A 14,388-nucleotide genomic window follows, 5' to 3' on the forward strand; every position below is an offset into this window, starting at 1 on the left:
GCTCAACAGTCGCCCCAATGAATAATCATTTGTTGGCAATTAAACAGAATATTGGGGTAATACTGATAAATCACCCAGCGCAGCAGCAAATCGAAATATGCCGCTACCGTCATCAGGCGCGCCACGGCGGCCCAAACTCTGCTGGCGCCTTTGTCCGAGCAACGCCACACGGCGCCGGTCCAGTAAATCAGCGGCGTCGCCATAATAATATGGATGGTCACCCAGCTGGCGACGGTGAAGTTGCCTTCGTTAATTCGGTAGTCGATGAAAAACAATACGGCGTTGTACAGGATAAAAAACGGGTAAAACGCATCTTTTAAGCGCAGATAACCCAGCCAGCTCCATTGCAGGTAAAAATACAGCGTGGCCGGCGTGCGTTCTTCCCATTCCTGGGCGGGTGAGGGCGTCAGATAAAATACCAGCGTGCCCAATGCCAGCGCGACCAACAGCGCTTCGTACCAGGTGACGAACGAGGTAAAGGCAAATAGCAGGGAAAGACTGTCGATCAACATAAGAATGCCCGTTTTTATATCTAGGGTTTATGCAAAATATCGCGCAATGCGGTATCCAGCTGTGAATATTTAAATGCAAAGCCCTGGGCCAGTAACCGCTCCGGCAGAACACGCTGGCTGCCCAAGACTAGCGCCGCCATTTCGCCCAGCAATAATTTAAGGGGCGCTTCCGGCAGCGGCAGGAGCAGTGGCCGCTGAAGCACGCTGGCTAGGCTGACGCTGAATTGTTGGTTGCTGACCGGTTCTGGAGCTGTGGCATTGTAGGGGCCGCGCATTGCCGGTTGATCTAGCATCGCTTCGACGATAGCCAGCCAGTCGTGCAGATGTATCCAGGACATCCATTGCTTGCCATTTCCCATGCGGCCGCCTAATCCCAAGCGAAACGGCAACAACATGCGTTTCAGTATGCCACCATTATCACCCAGCACCAAGCCGGTGCGTATCAGGCAGACCCGACTGCCGAATTTTTCCGCCGCTAAGGCTGCCGATTCCCAATCCGCGCACAACTGCTGGGAAAAATCGGCAATGCTCGCGCTACTTTCAGTCAGAAACTTATCGCCTTGATCGCCGTAAATGCCGATAGCGGAACCGCTTATCAGCACAGGCGCGGGCTGCGCGGAGGAGGCTATCCAGGCCACCAACTGCTCGGTCAGTTTAATCCGGCTATCGCGCAGCAACTGCTTGCGCGCCTCCGTCCAGCGTTGGTCGAAAATGCCGGCCCCCGCTAAATTGACTATCGCTTTAAACGTGGCGGCATCCGGTAAATCGGCTACGGAACTGACCGCTTGCACGCTGTTGCCGAAAGTAGCGGCGACTTTTTCGCGGCTACGACTCAGGACCGACACTGCGTAGCCTTTTTGTATAAGCTGTTTGGCCAGTGCACTGCCCAGGAAGCCGGTGCCGCCGCTGATTAAAATCGAATTTGTATTCATAAGTTCTGCTCCGGAAACTACTGACAACCAACTGCATCGCCGACTATGGGATTGCTGGCTTAATCGGCTTCGGTATCGATGGAAGTGCGGCCTTTTGGAATCATCATTTGACTTAATTGCTTGTTTTTAATCCAGATTACTGCGCGAAAACCCAGCAGCATAAATATCAGGAGCAAATAGAATAAAGGCTCTGCAAGGTTACCTTTAAGCTGCCAGAAATAATGAATCATTGCCGCACCGGCGGCGATATAAATAAATCGATGCAGTTTTTTCCAGCTCTTGCCCAAGAGTTTTTTGGATGCTTTGGAAGAGGTAATCCCCAATGAAAAAACAATGATATAGGCAATTAATCCAAACCAGATATACGAGCTTTCGAGAATATCGATACCGATCATTCGCCAGGCAAAAACCTGGTCTACCGCTAAATAAACCAGGACGTGCAGGCTGGCGTAAAAAAAAGCGAATAAACCGAATAGTTGCCGATACTCGGTCATGCCGCGCCATTTTGTGACAGTTTGCACGGGAGTAATGGCTAAGGTTATCCATAGAAATCGCAAGGCCCAATCGCCTAAACGAATATGCAATGCCTGCATTTGATTTGGGCCCAGATTATCGAAGGCAATATCGAACACTATCCAAAGCAGCGGGATAATGGAAACCGCGATGGTTAAAGGCCGCAAATTATTAATTGGCATAATCATTAGAAAAAATGCCTCAAATCCATGTCACGATACAGGTGAGCGACCTGTTCCCCGTAACCATTGAATAATTCGGTTTGCCGACGCGGGGTAAAAAAGCCGCTGCCCAATAATCGCTCGCTATTTTGGCTCCAACGCGGATGCGGTACATCAGGATTGACGTTGGCGTAAAAGCCGTATTCGTTGGGGGCAAACTTGTTCCAACTGCTAATCGGCGGTCTTCTCAGCAGTTCTATTTTGACGACGGCCTTGATGCTTTTAAAGCCGTATTTCCAGGGCACTACCAAACGCAGCGGCGCGCCGTTTTGCTTGGGTAAAATGTCGCCATACATACCCACCGCCAGTATGGTCAAGGGATGCATGGCTTCGTCGATACGCAAACCTTCGACATAGGGCCAATCCAGCATGGCCTTGCCGCGTTGCTTGGGCATGGTGTCCGGTTGTTGAATCGAGGTGAGCTTTACGAATTTGGCGTTTGATAAAGGCTTGGCGGCTTTCAGCAAATCGCCCAGCGCAAAGCCCACCCAGGGTACTACCATGGACCAGGCTTCGACGCACCGGAAACGATAGATGTATTCCTGTAAGGTGTGCCGGCTCAGAATATCTTCCAACTGGTATGTGCCGGGTTTTTCCACTTCACCGCCGATCTCCACGGACCAGGGATCTATGCGCAGGCTTTGAGCCAGACTGGCGGGGTCTTCTTTGTTAAAGGCAAATTCGTAGTAGTTGTTGTAATTTTTTGCGGCTGCCGCCGGCGTCACCACTAACTCAGGCGCTGAGAACGGGCTTTTGGGTACGGCGCTCCAAAGTGGTTTTGAGTCGTCGGCCCAGCCGGTGCGGATGCTGGTGCCGGTCAGCATCATCGCCGCCATCGCTTTGATGAGGGTGCGGCGTTGCTGAAAAACCAGCGGATCGGTAATTTCACTGCCGGGGATATTTTTTATTGTTTTTATAATCATGGCTTGATTACCGGTAACTTATCAAAGAAGTTCCATTACTTTTTGCCTTTCGGAATCCAGCCCATCAATTGACGGATTTTACGTTCGGTAATAAATGCCAGAGAAAACAATTGAATAAAATTCTCGGCTTCAATCAAATCCAATCCTATATTGGCGGGTACCAGTTCCTTGCGGGTGCCAAACATTCGATCCCAAATCGCCAGCACTATGCCGTAATTGCTGTCATGTTCCGAACGCAAAGTGGAATGGTGAGTGCGGTGCAGGGAAGGGGTGATAATGATTTGAGAAATCGCAGCTTCGTTGGGGACGCGGATGTTGCCGTGATGAAAAAAGATGAAAAATAACTCGATAATTTCGATGGAAAGCACTAGGTAAGCATCCACGCCGATTACTACCACGAATATACATTTGTAAATTATTTCCAGAAATAAATCGAAAACATGAAACCTAAAACCAGTGGAAACATTAAAGCATTTGTCGCTATGGTGGATTTTATGAAATCGCCATAAGTACTCAGACCGATGGCTGGCGTAATGCCACAGGTAAATGGCCAGATCAAAAAAAGCAAACGCCAGAATCCATTTAAGCGGACCATTACTCAGGCCGCTTAATAAGCCGTAACTGGCGAATTGTTGCGCTACCAGAAATAAGGATGAGGCTCTAAGCGCGGTTAAGATTAAATTGTTGACCAAGAAAGCCGTAGTATTGGTGACAAACGACTCTTTATAGGTTTTTGCCTGGAATGGACGATAAGGTTTGGTTTTCTCTATGACCAGCAACAGCACGAAAGCCAGTATCGCTAAGCCGAATAAGGCTTCGTTAAAAAACAGGCTACTGTCGCCTTGGCTATTTGCAGTGGTGTTCATGGAAGTCCCCAGTAATGAGCTATTTATCGAACGGTTTTTAATTTCCTTGAATCGCGTTTAATAAATTTGTCAATTCCTTTATTTCGTTATTGGCATTTATTTGTTGGGTAATGTCGTATTGCACGCCCAGATAATAAATGACTCTATTTTTCTTATCCAATAGCGGGGTTATTTTCAAATGATTGTGGAATAAAGTGCCGTCTTTTTTATAGTTTCTTAAAGTGACTTCCACTGTTTCGTGGTTTTTCATGGCTTCCACAATTTTAAAACGCGCATCTTGCTCTCTGTCTTCACCTTGTAAAAACCGGCAGTTGTGGCCGATGATCTCGTCATGGCTGTATCCGGTTAAACGTTCAAATGCCTTATTGGCATAGATAATAGGCGCGTCTTCAATGTCAGGGTCGGCTAGCGTGACGCCGTTGACGCATTCGTCCAAAATAGCGGAAAGTACTTGCGGAATCAGTCCGCTATCTTTTTCAACAATAAAAGCCATGGTTAAACTCCGGGTTTTATAATAATTATGAGTTTGTAAATGCTAGTTGCATTCTACTAATATTAAATTCCTGATGTTTTCGACGGTGTTTTCCGCACCGTCTTCGATCGCGCAACGAATTAATTTTTCAAAAGGCCGCATAAATACCTCCAACTCCAAAAACTCAAAGCGAAACGTCAAGCGGGTAGGTCGGCGATCTTCCTGAACGGCTTCGAGCAGATAGCTGTGTTTGTAAGGTTGGGTCAACCCTTGAAAGATCAGCTTGGATTTGGGTTCATATTCAGTAATTTCAAAAACCGATTCTATTTCGCCGTTGTTGTCGTTACGAATTTGCTTGGCCTTGGCGCCGATGAATACTTCCTTGCCGTCGAGCGGTTCAAAATCGACTACTTCCAGAGCCCATTTCGGATAGTTTTCAAAAAAATTTTCACCAACATAATGAAAAACATCGTCAACAGGTTTGTCTATATCGATGCAGGCCTCGCCGGCAATGGGCTTGTGTGAGTCAAACGGAAATTTGATGTGCATTTGATGTTCCCCCCTCGCGGAGCTTTCTGCTCAGCGTTGTTATTATTTTTCTGGACACGTAAAGCCAATAAAACGGTATTTAAATCTGTGCAATTAAATCGCCGTCAGGCGCTTCGGCTTTTTATGTCTAATTCTAGCCCGCTTTCTACCGGAAAATTACCAATCTCTAGTTTTGCTGGTGGCGCATGGCCGCGCAGCCGCCATAAAGCAGGTGCGATAAGCCCGAATAAATAAATAATTGCCGGTAGTTTTCGTCGATTTCAATTTGATTAATCGAGCAGTAAAACTCCAGGGAGCCAATTAATAGCAGCAGAAAAACCCCTAACGCCGCCAATGCTTCCGGGCTGTTGCTTAATTTATAAAAACTGTACGCTGCGATTTGGATTAAGCACAAATAAAACATCATTAACCGCATATTGTTTGCCAATGGACCGTACAAGTCACTGCTATCTTCAAAAAACAGGGTATTGCCGAATATGGTGGCTGCACCGCTGATCAATAATAAAATCACCGCTACATTAAAATTAATCTGCAACAACAATTGCAGGAAATTCATGGTTTTTGTGGTTATCGATTGAGTATGCATATTGCTACCTCTGAAAAAAAGATACCCTCCAGGAGTACAGCGTTTGGAGGGTACATAGAGGAGGACTTTTAGGACGCCAATATTTGTCCCTGATCCAGGTGGCCACCGGTTTCTTCGTTTATTGAGTCTTCAATCTCTTCAAACGATTTGGGTTCTTCTACTTCGGGTTCCGGTGGTGCAAGTTTTTTACCTTGTAGTAGCTCGTCAATCTGATACTTATCGATGGTTTCCCAATCCATTAAGGCTTGAGCCATGTTGTGCAACACTTCGATGTTTTCTTTCAGAATAGCTTCGGCGCGGTTGTAGTTAGCATCGATCACCGCCCGAACTTCTTCATCAATAGTTTGGGCCATTTTTTCGGACATTGGCTTGGACTGCGGCCCCATATAGCCGCCTTCGCTGTCGCCGTAATCCATCGGGCCTAAACGGTCTGATAATCCCCACTTGGTGACCATGTTTCTAGCCAATTGCGTGGCCCGCATGATGTCGTTGGACGCGCCGGTGGTGACTTTGTTTTTACCGTAAATCAAGGCTTCCGCTACCCGGCCACCGAACAAACTGGCGATCTGGCTTTCCAACTTGTCCTTGGAAGCGCTGTACTGGTCGCGCTCCGGCAAGAACATGGTGATGCCCAAAGCTCCGCCGCGCGGCATGATGCTGACTTTGTAGACAGGATCATGTTCAGGCACGTTGCGGCCGACGATGGCGTGGCCGGCTTCGTGGTAAGCCGTCATCAACAAGTCTTCCTTGGTCATGACCATGGTGCGTTTTTCCACACCCATGATCATTTTGTCGCGGGCTTTATCCAAATCGTTCATTGTGACGACGCGCTTTTTGTTACGAGCAGCAAACAAAGCGCCTTCATTGATCAGGTTGGCCAACTCCGCACCGGAAAATCCGGGTGTGCCGCGGGCCAGATCGTTGATGTTCACGTCTTCGGCCAGCGGGACTTTGGCACCGTGCACTCTCAAAATTTGCTCGCGGCCTTTGATGTCAGGTAAACCAACTTGAACTTGCCTGTCGAAACGGCCCGGTCTCAACAAAGCCTTGTCAAGTACGTCAGCGCGGTTGGTCGCGGCGATGACGATGATGCCTTCATTGCCGCTGAAACCGTCCATTTCCACCAGCAATTGGTTGAGCGTTTGTTCGCGTTCGTCGTTACCGCCGCCGATACCGCTGCCGCCCCGTTGCCGGCCCACAGCGTCGATCTCATCGATAAATATGATGCAGGGCGCGCGCTTTTTGGCTTGTTCGAACATGTCTCTGACCCTGGAGGCACCGACACCGACGAACATTTCCACGAAATCCGAACCGGAGATGGAGAAGAACGGCACGCCTGCTTCGCCGGCAATCGCTCTAGCCAACAAGGTTTTACCGGTACCGGGGGGGCCAACCATCAGCACGCCGCGCGGAATTTTGCCGCCTAATGCTTCGTATTTGCCCGGATCTTTAAGGAAGTCGACCATTTCCACGACGTCTTCCTTGGCTTCCTCCACGCCGGCCACGTCGGTAAACCGCACCTTGATCTGGTCTTCAGCCATCAACTTGGCTCGGCTTTTCCCAAAACCCATCTGGCCGTCGCGGCCGCCCATCGCGGCCTGCTTGCGCATGAAATACACCAGCACCATGATCAGCAGCAGGGTAGGCGCCCAAGAGATGAGGATGTTCATCAAAGTGGAGGGTTGTTGGGGCTTCTCAACTTTGATTTTCACGCCGTATTCCAGCAACTCGTCGATCATTCTTGAGTCGTTGGGATTGTAGGTGGCAAAGCGCGTGCCGTTCTGGCGTTGGCCGTCAACGTAGTTGCCGTCTATCACCACTTCCGTAACCACTTTGTTACGCACGTCTTCGATAAAGTCGGAGTACGAAATTTCATAATGCGGATCGTATTGCGGCATGTTGCGGTTCATCACCGCCGACACCACCAACCCTGCTACGATCAGGATGGAGAGAAAAATAAACATTTTTTTCATGATAGCTGTCTCCTAACTTACTTTTCGCTGGAGAAGTATTTGAAAAAGTCGGAGTTTGGTTTTAACACCAAAGTATCCTGAGTTTTTTCAAATGAGGTTTGGTATGCCTGCAAGCTGCGGTAGAACGCATAAAACTCGGGGTTTTTACCGTAGCTTTTTGCGTAAATTTCCGCGGATTGCGCATCACCGCGACCGCGAATGCTTTCCGCATCGCGCTGGGCATTGGCAACTATCACGTGTTTTTGCTTATCGGCTTCCGCACTGATTTGCTCGGCACTTTCGGCACCTTGAGAACGGAATTCTCTGGCGACCCGCTCGCGTTCGGCGCGCATCCGTTGGTACACCGAGCTGCTGACTTCCGGCGGCAAATCGATGCGTTTAACGCGGATGTCGATCAATTCGATGCCGAACTTTTCGGCGGCCGGCGCTAATTTAGCCAGTAAGGTTTGCCTTAGTTCGTTGCGGTCTTCGGAGATCAATTGCTTGATGGTCCGTACACCAAACTCGCTACGCATAGCGTCTTTCATGATTTGGTCCAGGCGTAGATTGGCTTGAAACTCGTCGCCGCCGACCGTGGTGTAAAAGAGACCCACATCACCGATTCGCCATTTGACGAATGAGTCAACAATAACGTTCTTCTTCTCGGAGGTAAGAAAACGCTCGGATTTGGCATCCAAGGTCAGCACACGCGCATCAAATGTGCTGACGTTATTGATGATAGGGGTCTTAAAATGTAGCCCGGGAGTGTAGTCGGATGTGACCATCTCACCGAGACGAAACAGAATGGCTTTTTCGTTTTCTTTGACGTAAAAAACCGACATATAGGCCAGTACACACAGGGTTAAACCGGCCGGAATTAAAACTTGGGTGGTTTTGCTGCTCATGGTTTGCTCCTGCTAGGACGTAATTCGTTGCCGGTTGATTTGCGAACGCCGTTTTTGTCAACGTTGTGCGGTTCTGCGCTAACTTCCGGTTCCGTATGGCTGGCCGCGGGCTGCGCATGTTGAGTCATGGTTTGCGGCAAGGGCATATACATCATCGGGCTGGATTGGTCTTCGTTCAGCATGATTTTATTGGTGCTGCTGTACAGCTTTTCTTTGGCTTCCAGGTACAAACGCTTGCGGGTGATGGCTGGGCTTTTTTCGTATTCCACCAGTAATTGATCGAAACGCTCGGTTTCGCCTTTGGCTTTGGCTACCTTTTCGGCTTCGTAAGCTTCCGCTTCTTGAATAATCCGGGATGCCGCGCCGCGCGCTTTCGGAATCACTTCGTTAGCGTAGGCTTCCGCTTCGTTAATCAAACGTTGCTTGTCTTCTCTAGCCCTGATCGCATCTTCAAATGCGCCTTGCACTTCTTCGGGGGGTTGTGCATCCTGCAAATTGACACTGGCAATGCTGATGCCGGCTTTGTAAGCATCCATGGCTTCCTGGATTTGTTCTTTGATCTCGGCGACGATTTGGCTACGGCCTTCGGTTAACACGAAGTCCATATTGTTGCGGCCAATCACCGCCCGCTCCACGCTTTCAGTCAGTTGTTTTAACGTGTTTTCGTTGTTTTTCACGTTAAATAAGTAGTCGCGAGCGTTATTAATTTGATACTGCACAGCCAGACGCACGGTAATGATGTTTTCGTCGGCGGTCAGCATTAGCGATTCCTGCGGAATCACAGATGATTTGTTCACTCTGCTGGCGTCGGTGTAGCCCACTTCGATAAACCGTTGTTGCTCTACGTTGACATTGGCGACGCTTTCGATAGGTGCCGGAATATGCCAGTGTGGCCCGGGTAGAGTAGTTTCCGTGTAGGCGCCAAAGCGGCTTACCACGCCTCGATTGCCTTGGTCCACGATGTAAACCCCGCTGGCCAGCCAGACGACGGTCAACGTGCCACCCACCGCTGCAGCGATGTTGGTTAACGAAAACATACTCTTATGATCGTTGAAGAAGTCGCCCGCTTTGGTAGAGACGTGCTTCCACTGCTTATCCAATTCCAACTTCCAGTCGGACTGCGGCGTTTGCTTACTGGTGTTTTGTTTTTCTGATGACATAATCACTCCTCTTGTAGTGTTAGCCTGACCTGGGTCAATGATTGTTATTGTTAGCCGTCCTTGGGTTCGAGAAATAGCATAAGGTCAAAGCCAAATTGTTGTTTCAGTTTTTTTAAAGCTTCATTTTGAATTTGCCTGACTCTCTCCCGAGTAACATGCAGCTGATCCGCTACTGCCTGCAAGGTCATTTCCGTGTGATCGCGCAGACCGAAACGCATGGTTAAAATCGCCGCCTGTTTTTCAGGTAGCGAAGCAACTGCTTTGTCGACATATTGAGCCAGATCCTGATCAATTAGTTCATCGAGTGGCAGACTGAATTGATGCTGCTGCATTTTTGCCATCAATTCCAGGTTATCGTCATCATCTCCTATAGACGCATCCAAAGAATGCGTGGCTTGATAGTAGCTGCTGATGGTTTTAATCTCTTGCTCGGATAAATCGCAAGCCAGTTTTAGTTCGGCGATGCTCGGCCAGCGCTCATATCTAAGGTAACAACTGCGCATAGCTTCGAATACGGTGGCGGCTTTTTCGGCCAAAGCCACCGGCAAACGCACAATTTTTTCTTGTTTGACGATCAGACGGGATATGGCCTGTCTGATCCAATAAATAGCGTAAGTGGAAAAGCAGATGCCGCGATCCGGGTCGAATCTGTCTACTGCTTTGATTAGCCCGACCAGGCCTTCCTGCATCAAATCTTCAAAGCTCAGGTTACTGGTTTTGTACTTGTGCGCCACGAACGCCACCAAGCCGGTGTTGGCGGAGATCATTTCCTGGCGCAAGCTTCTTAATTCGCGTTTGGCTTTGCCCAAGCGTTTTTTGAAATCTGCGCCGTCTTCGGTGTCCGTGGTCAATATGCTCTCTGCTTGCGCCGCACTGTCCAACAAAAATACCGGTAGCAAGTGCAGGCTGTACAACAAGCGATTCACTGAGCGGGCGATCAGGGATTGCTGGGCAAACTCCGAACCCATAAGTTGTACAACATTCTCGGCTTGTACAACTTTGCCCTGTCCGTTATTCTCACCCCAGGCAAGCTGATGGGATCTGTTGGCTGTCTCGGTATTGACCAGTAATTGCAGTAGCCTTTTATAGTCTTCCGAGTTCTTGGCTAAGATCAGATCCGAGGAGTCCACTCCCGAATCAAGATCATGCAAGAACCTGTTAATTATCAAGGCGTTGGTTTGCTTGTTCTCAAGCAATAACGCTAACAGATTCTGCCTGGCCTGTTCAACTTGAACGGCAAGTGAGTTAGGTTGGGATTCTGTTATCGAATCCATCTCGCTATCAATTGGCAACGCGGCTAAGTTGGACATAATCAATTCACTTGGTTATTTAAGTTGTTGGCAAATAACTTACTAGAATGTAGAATGTTTGTCAAAGTATTTTCTATACAAAAGTTGAACAATGTACTCAATTAAAGCGATTACCTCCTTAACCGGATTAACAGCGGAAACACTAAGAGCCTGGGAACGTCGCTACGCCTGCATCATGCCGGCGCGGAACAGCACCGGGCGGCGTTTCTATTCGCAACAGGATTTGGAAAAATTGACGCTATTGGTCAATCTGACCCGAAAGGGCCATCCCATCGGCAAGCTGGCTACCCTGGACAACCAGCAACTACAAGACTTCCAGAAGCAAGTCAGCGTACAACCGGCGAAAGAACAGTCGCCGCTATTGGCGCAGATCATCGACTCATTGAAACAATACAGAATCGAACGCTGCGAACAGTTGTTGAAGAAGGCTCTGATTGCTGCCGAGCCCTTGGACTACGCCAGAGACATTTTGTTGCCTGCCTTGCAAACAGTGGGCGAACTTTGGCATGACGGAAAGTTGAACATCGCCCAGGAACACATGTTTTCCAGCTGTATTAAGCGGATTGTGTTGAGCATGGTCAACAATTTGCACCACCACTCAAAAAACAATCCGGGCATGCTGTTCGCCACGCCGAGCGGCGATCCGCACGAGTTTGGCATATTGGTGAGCTGCCTAATTGCAGCTAACCAGGGATACAACTGTTACTACTTGGGTGCCGATCTGCCAGCCAAAGATATTATCGAGGCTTGTCAGCATTTGAAGCCGGACGTCATAGTCATGGGCTTGGTCAAGACGCCGCCGGAGCAAGTGACCCTTGACGAACTACAGCTGATCATAGATTCGGTCAGCAGTGAGCCCACCCAGGTATGGTTGGGCGGCAGCGGCGCTTATTTTTATTACACGCAATTGCAAAATGATTTAAGCCACTGCGAGTTGATTACCGATATTGATCATTTCAACGCCAAGGCCCAGCAACAGCAGTTGTCCAACTGAATGGCAGGTTAAACTCAGGCAGCGGACTCGCGATGCTGCTTACCGAGCTTGGCTTGGGCCTTAATCTCTGAGTCCTTCGGCTGCGCTCAGGAGAGCCTTATCGAAAGATATGCCAGATCAGGCGTCGACAGACTCAGCCCCAATGGTGTACCCGTGTTAAACAAGGCCGAATTAATAGCTGAAGGACTTTGCGCTTCCGGCAGATGCCGGAATGACAAATTTTCACCTGTCCTCCATAATCAAGCCACGGCAAGTTTGCCCAAATTTCCTGTCAGTTGCTTTTGCCAATTCAAATCATGAACGAGATTACTTACGACATCGATAGTTTACTGATCGCCTGTGTGTTGCTGGTATCCATGGCGTTCACTATCGAACTGGGTTATCGCTTGGGTTTAAAAATTAACCCTAAGGTGGATGATAATTTCAAAGCCCATGTCAATTCGATCTCCGGGTCTTTACTAGGCATTCTGGCATTGCTGCTGGGGTTTACCTTCTCCTTGTCCTTACAGCGTTACGATAGTCGTAGCGAGGCGGTGGTCGACGAAGCCAATGCTATCGGTACGGCTTATTTGCGCGCGCAATTATTGCCGAAGCCGGTCAGTGCAGAAGTCAGCAGCTTAATACGCAACTACCTGGATTTGCGGGTAAGAACCGGTACTGTCGATCTCACTCAGCGTGGGCAGAGGGAAGCGCTGATCGCGGAGGCCGGACGCATGCAAACGAAGCTTTGGGATTACGCCCGGCAAGTGAATGAACAGGCACCCAGTCCGGTGACCACCGGTTTGTTTATCCCCGCCTTGAACGATTTGATCGATAATTTTGGCAAACGCGATGCCGAGGTGAAGCGGCATGTACCCGAGTTGGTGCTGGCCCTGTTGTACATCACCTTTGTCATGAGCGGAGCATTGGTGGGTTATACCAACGGTCTGGCCGGACATCGCACATCGTTCGTCACTTACATCATGGTCTGGCTGATTGTGGTCATGGTGTTCATTATTCTGGATTTGGACCGGCCGTATCGGGGCGTAATCCGGGTAAGCCAGCAGAGCATGATCGATTTACAGACTGCTATTCGCGATGATGGCGGTGCCGAGAGCCGGCGTTAGCAGTTTTTAACAGCAGGATACTTTCCAGGTTTCCCGGTCCATCAGTATGGTCGCGTCGCCGGCAATCGTTTTTAACCACAAAGACTTGCACGTCTGGTTGCCCTGGGCCAATAAGGCCGCATCCGCATAGCGCGCTAATCTTGAGTTTTTGTCCACGAACTCTGCAAATAAAGCGCCTCAACCTTTTGCCTCGCCCACGGCGTTTTACGCAAAAACTTCAGACTGGAACTAATACTGGGGTCTTTGGCAAAGCAGTTGATGTCGATATGGCTGGCCAATTCTGCCCAGCCGTATTTTTCTACCAAACGGTTCAGCAGGTTTTCCAGCGTGATGCCATGCAATGGATCTTGCTTGCCGGTTTTAGTCATCGGCAGCTTCGCCAGCGTTGGTTTCGGCCTTTTTCACGCGAATCCGGTTGCCGTCCATTTCCAGACCATTCAGGGTTTTGATGGCGGCCTTGGCTTCGCCGGCTTTGGGCATCTCTACAAAGCCAAAACCTTTCGAGCTGTGAGTGTCTTTGTCCATCACCAGCGAACAGGACTGCACGCTGCCGTGTGCCGCGAACATGGCCCGCAATTCGGCTTCGGTGGTGGTGCGGGGAAGATTGCGTATCAGTAATTTCATAGGTTTACTTGTTTATGCTAAAGGCCCGCAACTATACAACTTATCGGATTAGGCTTTTTTGCTAAATACGCCCTGTGCGGCAATTGCTTGAGGTTTTGTCGTTTACGCGACAATCAATCGCTTAGTCAACGCGCGGCGATAGGGCTTTTTTGTGCGCAAACCCGACAATTCGCCGAGTTTGGCGGGCTAAATGGTGGCCGATTAGCGTGGTGCGATTATTGCTGCAAAGTGGTTTTCCATTACCGGATCGGTACTATGCGCTACGAACCCTACCAAGAAGAATATGATGCGGCTCAATCCATGAGCGACGAAGATCTGTTGGAATATTTTATGTATCGCATCGTCGAAATGGACGAAGTCTGGGGCTTGAAGGAAAGCCGGCAATGGATCTTGCGGGTGGTGGACGGCCACGAAACCTTGCCGGTCTGGCCGTACCGGCGTTACGCCGACGAGGCGGCGGTCGGCGAATGGGAAAACATGATAGGCGTGGCGGAAACGCTGGATTTTTTCATGTACCAAATCTTGAACAAGCTGACCGCACAGGGCGTATTAGTAGAAATCATGCCCCGAAAAGCGGCGGCCGGCTGTCTGATCAGTCCGCAACGCTTGTTTAGTTTTCTGGAAGGTATGCGCGATTCGCGCGACTTTGTGCTGGACGACTAAGTCCGTAATCCCAGTGTTGCCGCTCAGAAGTATCGATTCTTTTAAAAATGTTAGAGTAAACACCTGTTAACCGGTTTTTAGAGGTGTTATGCGTTATTGG

General features: G+C 49.3%; 17 protein-coding genes. 3 read left to right on the top strand and 14 right to left on the bottom strand.

Translation table 11 applies throughout. The features are described from left to right. Nucleotides 1-2: 2 nt before the first annotated feature. From ACWAU0_RS15230 to ACWAU0_RS15285, 12 genes are all read right to left on the bottom strand, one after another. Nucleotides 3-512, bottom strand: coding sequence for a hypothetical protein (locus ACWAU0_RS15230; RefSeq protein WP_458137166.1), 510 nt, complete (start codon nucleotides 510-512; stop codon nucleotides 3-5). Nucleotides 513-532: 20 nt separating this feature from the next. Continuing rightward, nucleotides 533-1,444, bottom strand: a complete 912-nt coding sequence (locus tag ACWAU0_RS15235; protein WP_458137167.1) for a TIGR01777 family oxidoreductase — start codon at nucleotides 1,442-1,444, stop codon at nucleotides 533-535. 59 nt (nucleotides 1,445-1,503) lie between these two features. After that, nucleotides 1,504-2,139, bottom strand: a complete 636-nt coding sequence (msrQ, locus tag ACWAU0_RS15240; protein WP_225893073.1) for a protein-methionine-sulfoxide reductase heme-binding subunit MsrQ — start codon at nucleotides 2,137-2,139, stop codon at nucleotides 1,504-1,506. 5 nt (nucleotides 2,140-2,144) lie between these two features. After that, on the bottom strand, nucleotides 2,145-3,101 hold the full coding sequence (msrP, locus tag ACWAU0_RS15245; protein WP_458137168.1) for a protein-methionine-sulfoxide reductase catalytic subunit MsrP: 957 nt from the start codon (nucleotides 3,099-3,101) through the stop codon (nucleotides 2,145-2,147). Between the two features lie 35 nt (nucleotides 3,102-3,136). Beyond that, complete coding sequence (locus tag ACWAU0_RS15250; RefSeq protein WP_101051875.1) at nucleotides 3,137-3,967, bottom strand: sterol desaturase family protein; 831 nt, start codon at nucleotides 3,965-3,967, stop codon at nucleotides 3,137-3,139. A gap of 37 nt (nucleotides 3,968-4,004) precedes the next feature. After that, entirely contained in the window at nucleotides 4,005-4,460 is a 456-nt protein-coding gene (locus tag ACWAU0_RS15255) for a PAS domain-containing protein (protein WP_101051876.1), read from the bottom strand. 42 nt (nucleotides 4,461-4,502) lie between these two features. Beyond that, a complete protein-coding gene (locus ACWAU0_RS15260; RefSeq protein ID WP_101051877.1) occupies nucleotides 4,503-4,988 on the bottom strand; it encodes an SRPBCC family protein in 486 nt (161 codons plus the stop codon). Between the two features lie 166 nt (nucleotides 4,989-5,154). Further along, on the bottom strand, nucleotides 5,155-5,574 hold the full coding sequence (locus ACWAU0_RS15265) for a hypothetical protein (protein ID WP_240617960.1): 420 nt from the start codon (nucleotides 5,572-5,574) through the stop codon (nucleotides 5,155-5,157). A 68-nt stretch (nucleotides 5,575-5,642) separates the two neighbouring features. Further along, nucleotides 5,643-7,547, bottom strand: a complete 1,905-nt coding sequence (gene ftsH / locus ACWAU0_RS15270) for an ATP-dependent zinc metalloprotease FtsH (RefSeq protein ID WP_033156701.1) — start codon at nucleotides 7,545-7,547, stop codon at nucleotides 5,643-5,645. A gap of 17 nt (nucleotides 7,548-7,564) precedes the next feature. Continuing rightward, entirely contained in the window at nucleotides 7,565-8,431 is an 867-nt protein-coding gene (gene hflC / locus ACWAU0_RS15275) for a protease modulator HflC (RefSeq protein WP_033156700.1), read from the bottom strand. Beyond that, nucleotides 8,428-9,591, bottom strand: coding sequence for an FtsH protease activity modulator HflK (gene hflK, locus ACWAU0_RS15280; protein WP_458137169.1), 1,164 nt, complete (start codon nucleotides 9,589-9,591; stop codon nucleotides 8,428-8,430). Before hflK ends, hflC begins: the two co-directional genes overlap by 4 nt. A gap of 50 nt (nucleotides 9,592-9,641) precedes the next feature. Beyond that, nucleotides 9,642-10,901 carry a sigma-70 family RNA polymerase sigma factor gene (locus tag ACWAU0_RS15285; protein ID WP_171694859.1) on the bottom strand — a complete coding sequence of 420 codons (1,260 nt, stop codon included), beginning with the start codon at nucleotides 10,899-10,901 and terminating at the stop codon, nucleotides 9,642-9,644. Nucleotides 10,902-10,992: 91 nt separating this feature from the next. Here ACWAU0_RS15285 and ACWAU0_RS15290 point away from each other — a divergent pair, with 91 nt between their 5' ends. Together ACWAU0_RS15290 and ACWAU0_RS15295 are read left to right on the top strand one after the other, a co-directional pair. Further along, a complete protein-coding gene (locus ACWAU0_RS15290; protein ID WP_101051880.1) occupies nucleotides 10,993-11,895 on the top strand; it encodes a MerR family transcriptional regulator in 903 nt (300 codons plus the stop codon). A 296-nt stretch (nucleotides 11,896-12,191) separates the two neighbouring features. Continuing rightward, the gene (locus tag ACWAU0_RS15295) at nucleotides 12,192-13,001 is read left to right on the top strand and encodes a bestrophin-like domain (RefSeq protein ID WP_458137170.1); all 810 of its coding nucleotides are present in this window, start codon (nucleotides 12,192-12,194) and stop codon (nucleotides 12,999-13,001) included. 134 nt (nucleotides 13,002-13,135) lie between these two features. Here ACWAU0_RS15295 and ACWAU0_RS15300 read toward each other — a convergent pair whose 3' ends face one another. Both ACWAU0_RS15300 and ACWAU0_RS15305 read right to left on the bottom strand, forming a co-directional pair. Continuing rightward, nucleotides 13,136-13,369: a VF530 family protein gene (locus ACWAU0_RS15300; RefSeq protein WP_458137171.1), complete on the bottom strand. Its 234-nt coding sequence runs from the start codon at nucleotides 13,367-13,369 to the stop codon at nucleotides 13,136-13,138. Further along, nucleotides 13,362-13,625 (bottom strand): RNA recognition motif domain-containing protein, encoded by a 264-nt coding sequence (locus ACWAU0_RS15305; protein ID WP_033156691.1) that lies wholly within the window; start codon nucleotides 13,623-13,625, stop codon nucleotides 13,362-13,364. Before ACWAU0_RS15305 ends, ACWAU0_RS15300 begins: the two co-directional genes overlap by 8 nt. Nucleotides 13,626-13,880: 255 nt before the next feature. Here ACWAU0_RS15305 and ACWAU0_RS15310 point away from each other — a divergent pair, with 255 nt between their 5' ends. Next, on the top strand, nucleotides 13,881-14,288 hold the full coding sequence (locus ACWAU0_RS15310; protein WP_240348278.1) for a DUF2750 domain-containing protein: 408 nt from the start codon (nucleotides 13,881-13,883) through the stop codon (nucleotides 14,286-14,288). The last annotated feature ends 100 nt before the right edge of the window (nucleotides 14,289-14,388 follow it).

It is taken from the genome of Methylomonas sp. Uni0009 (assembly GCF_054188105.3).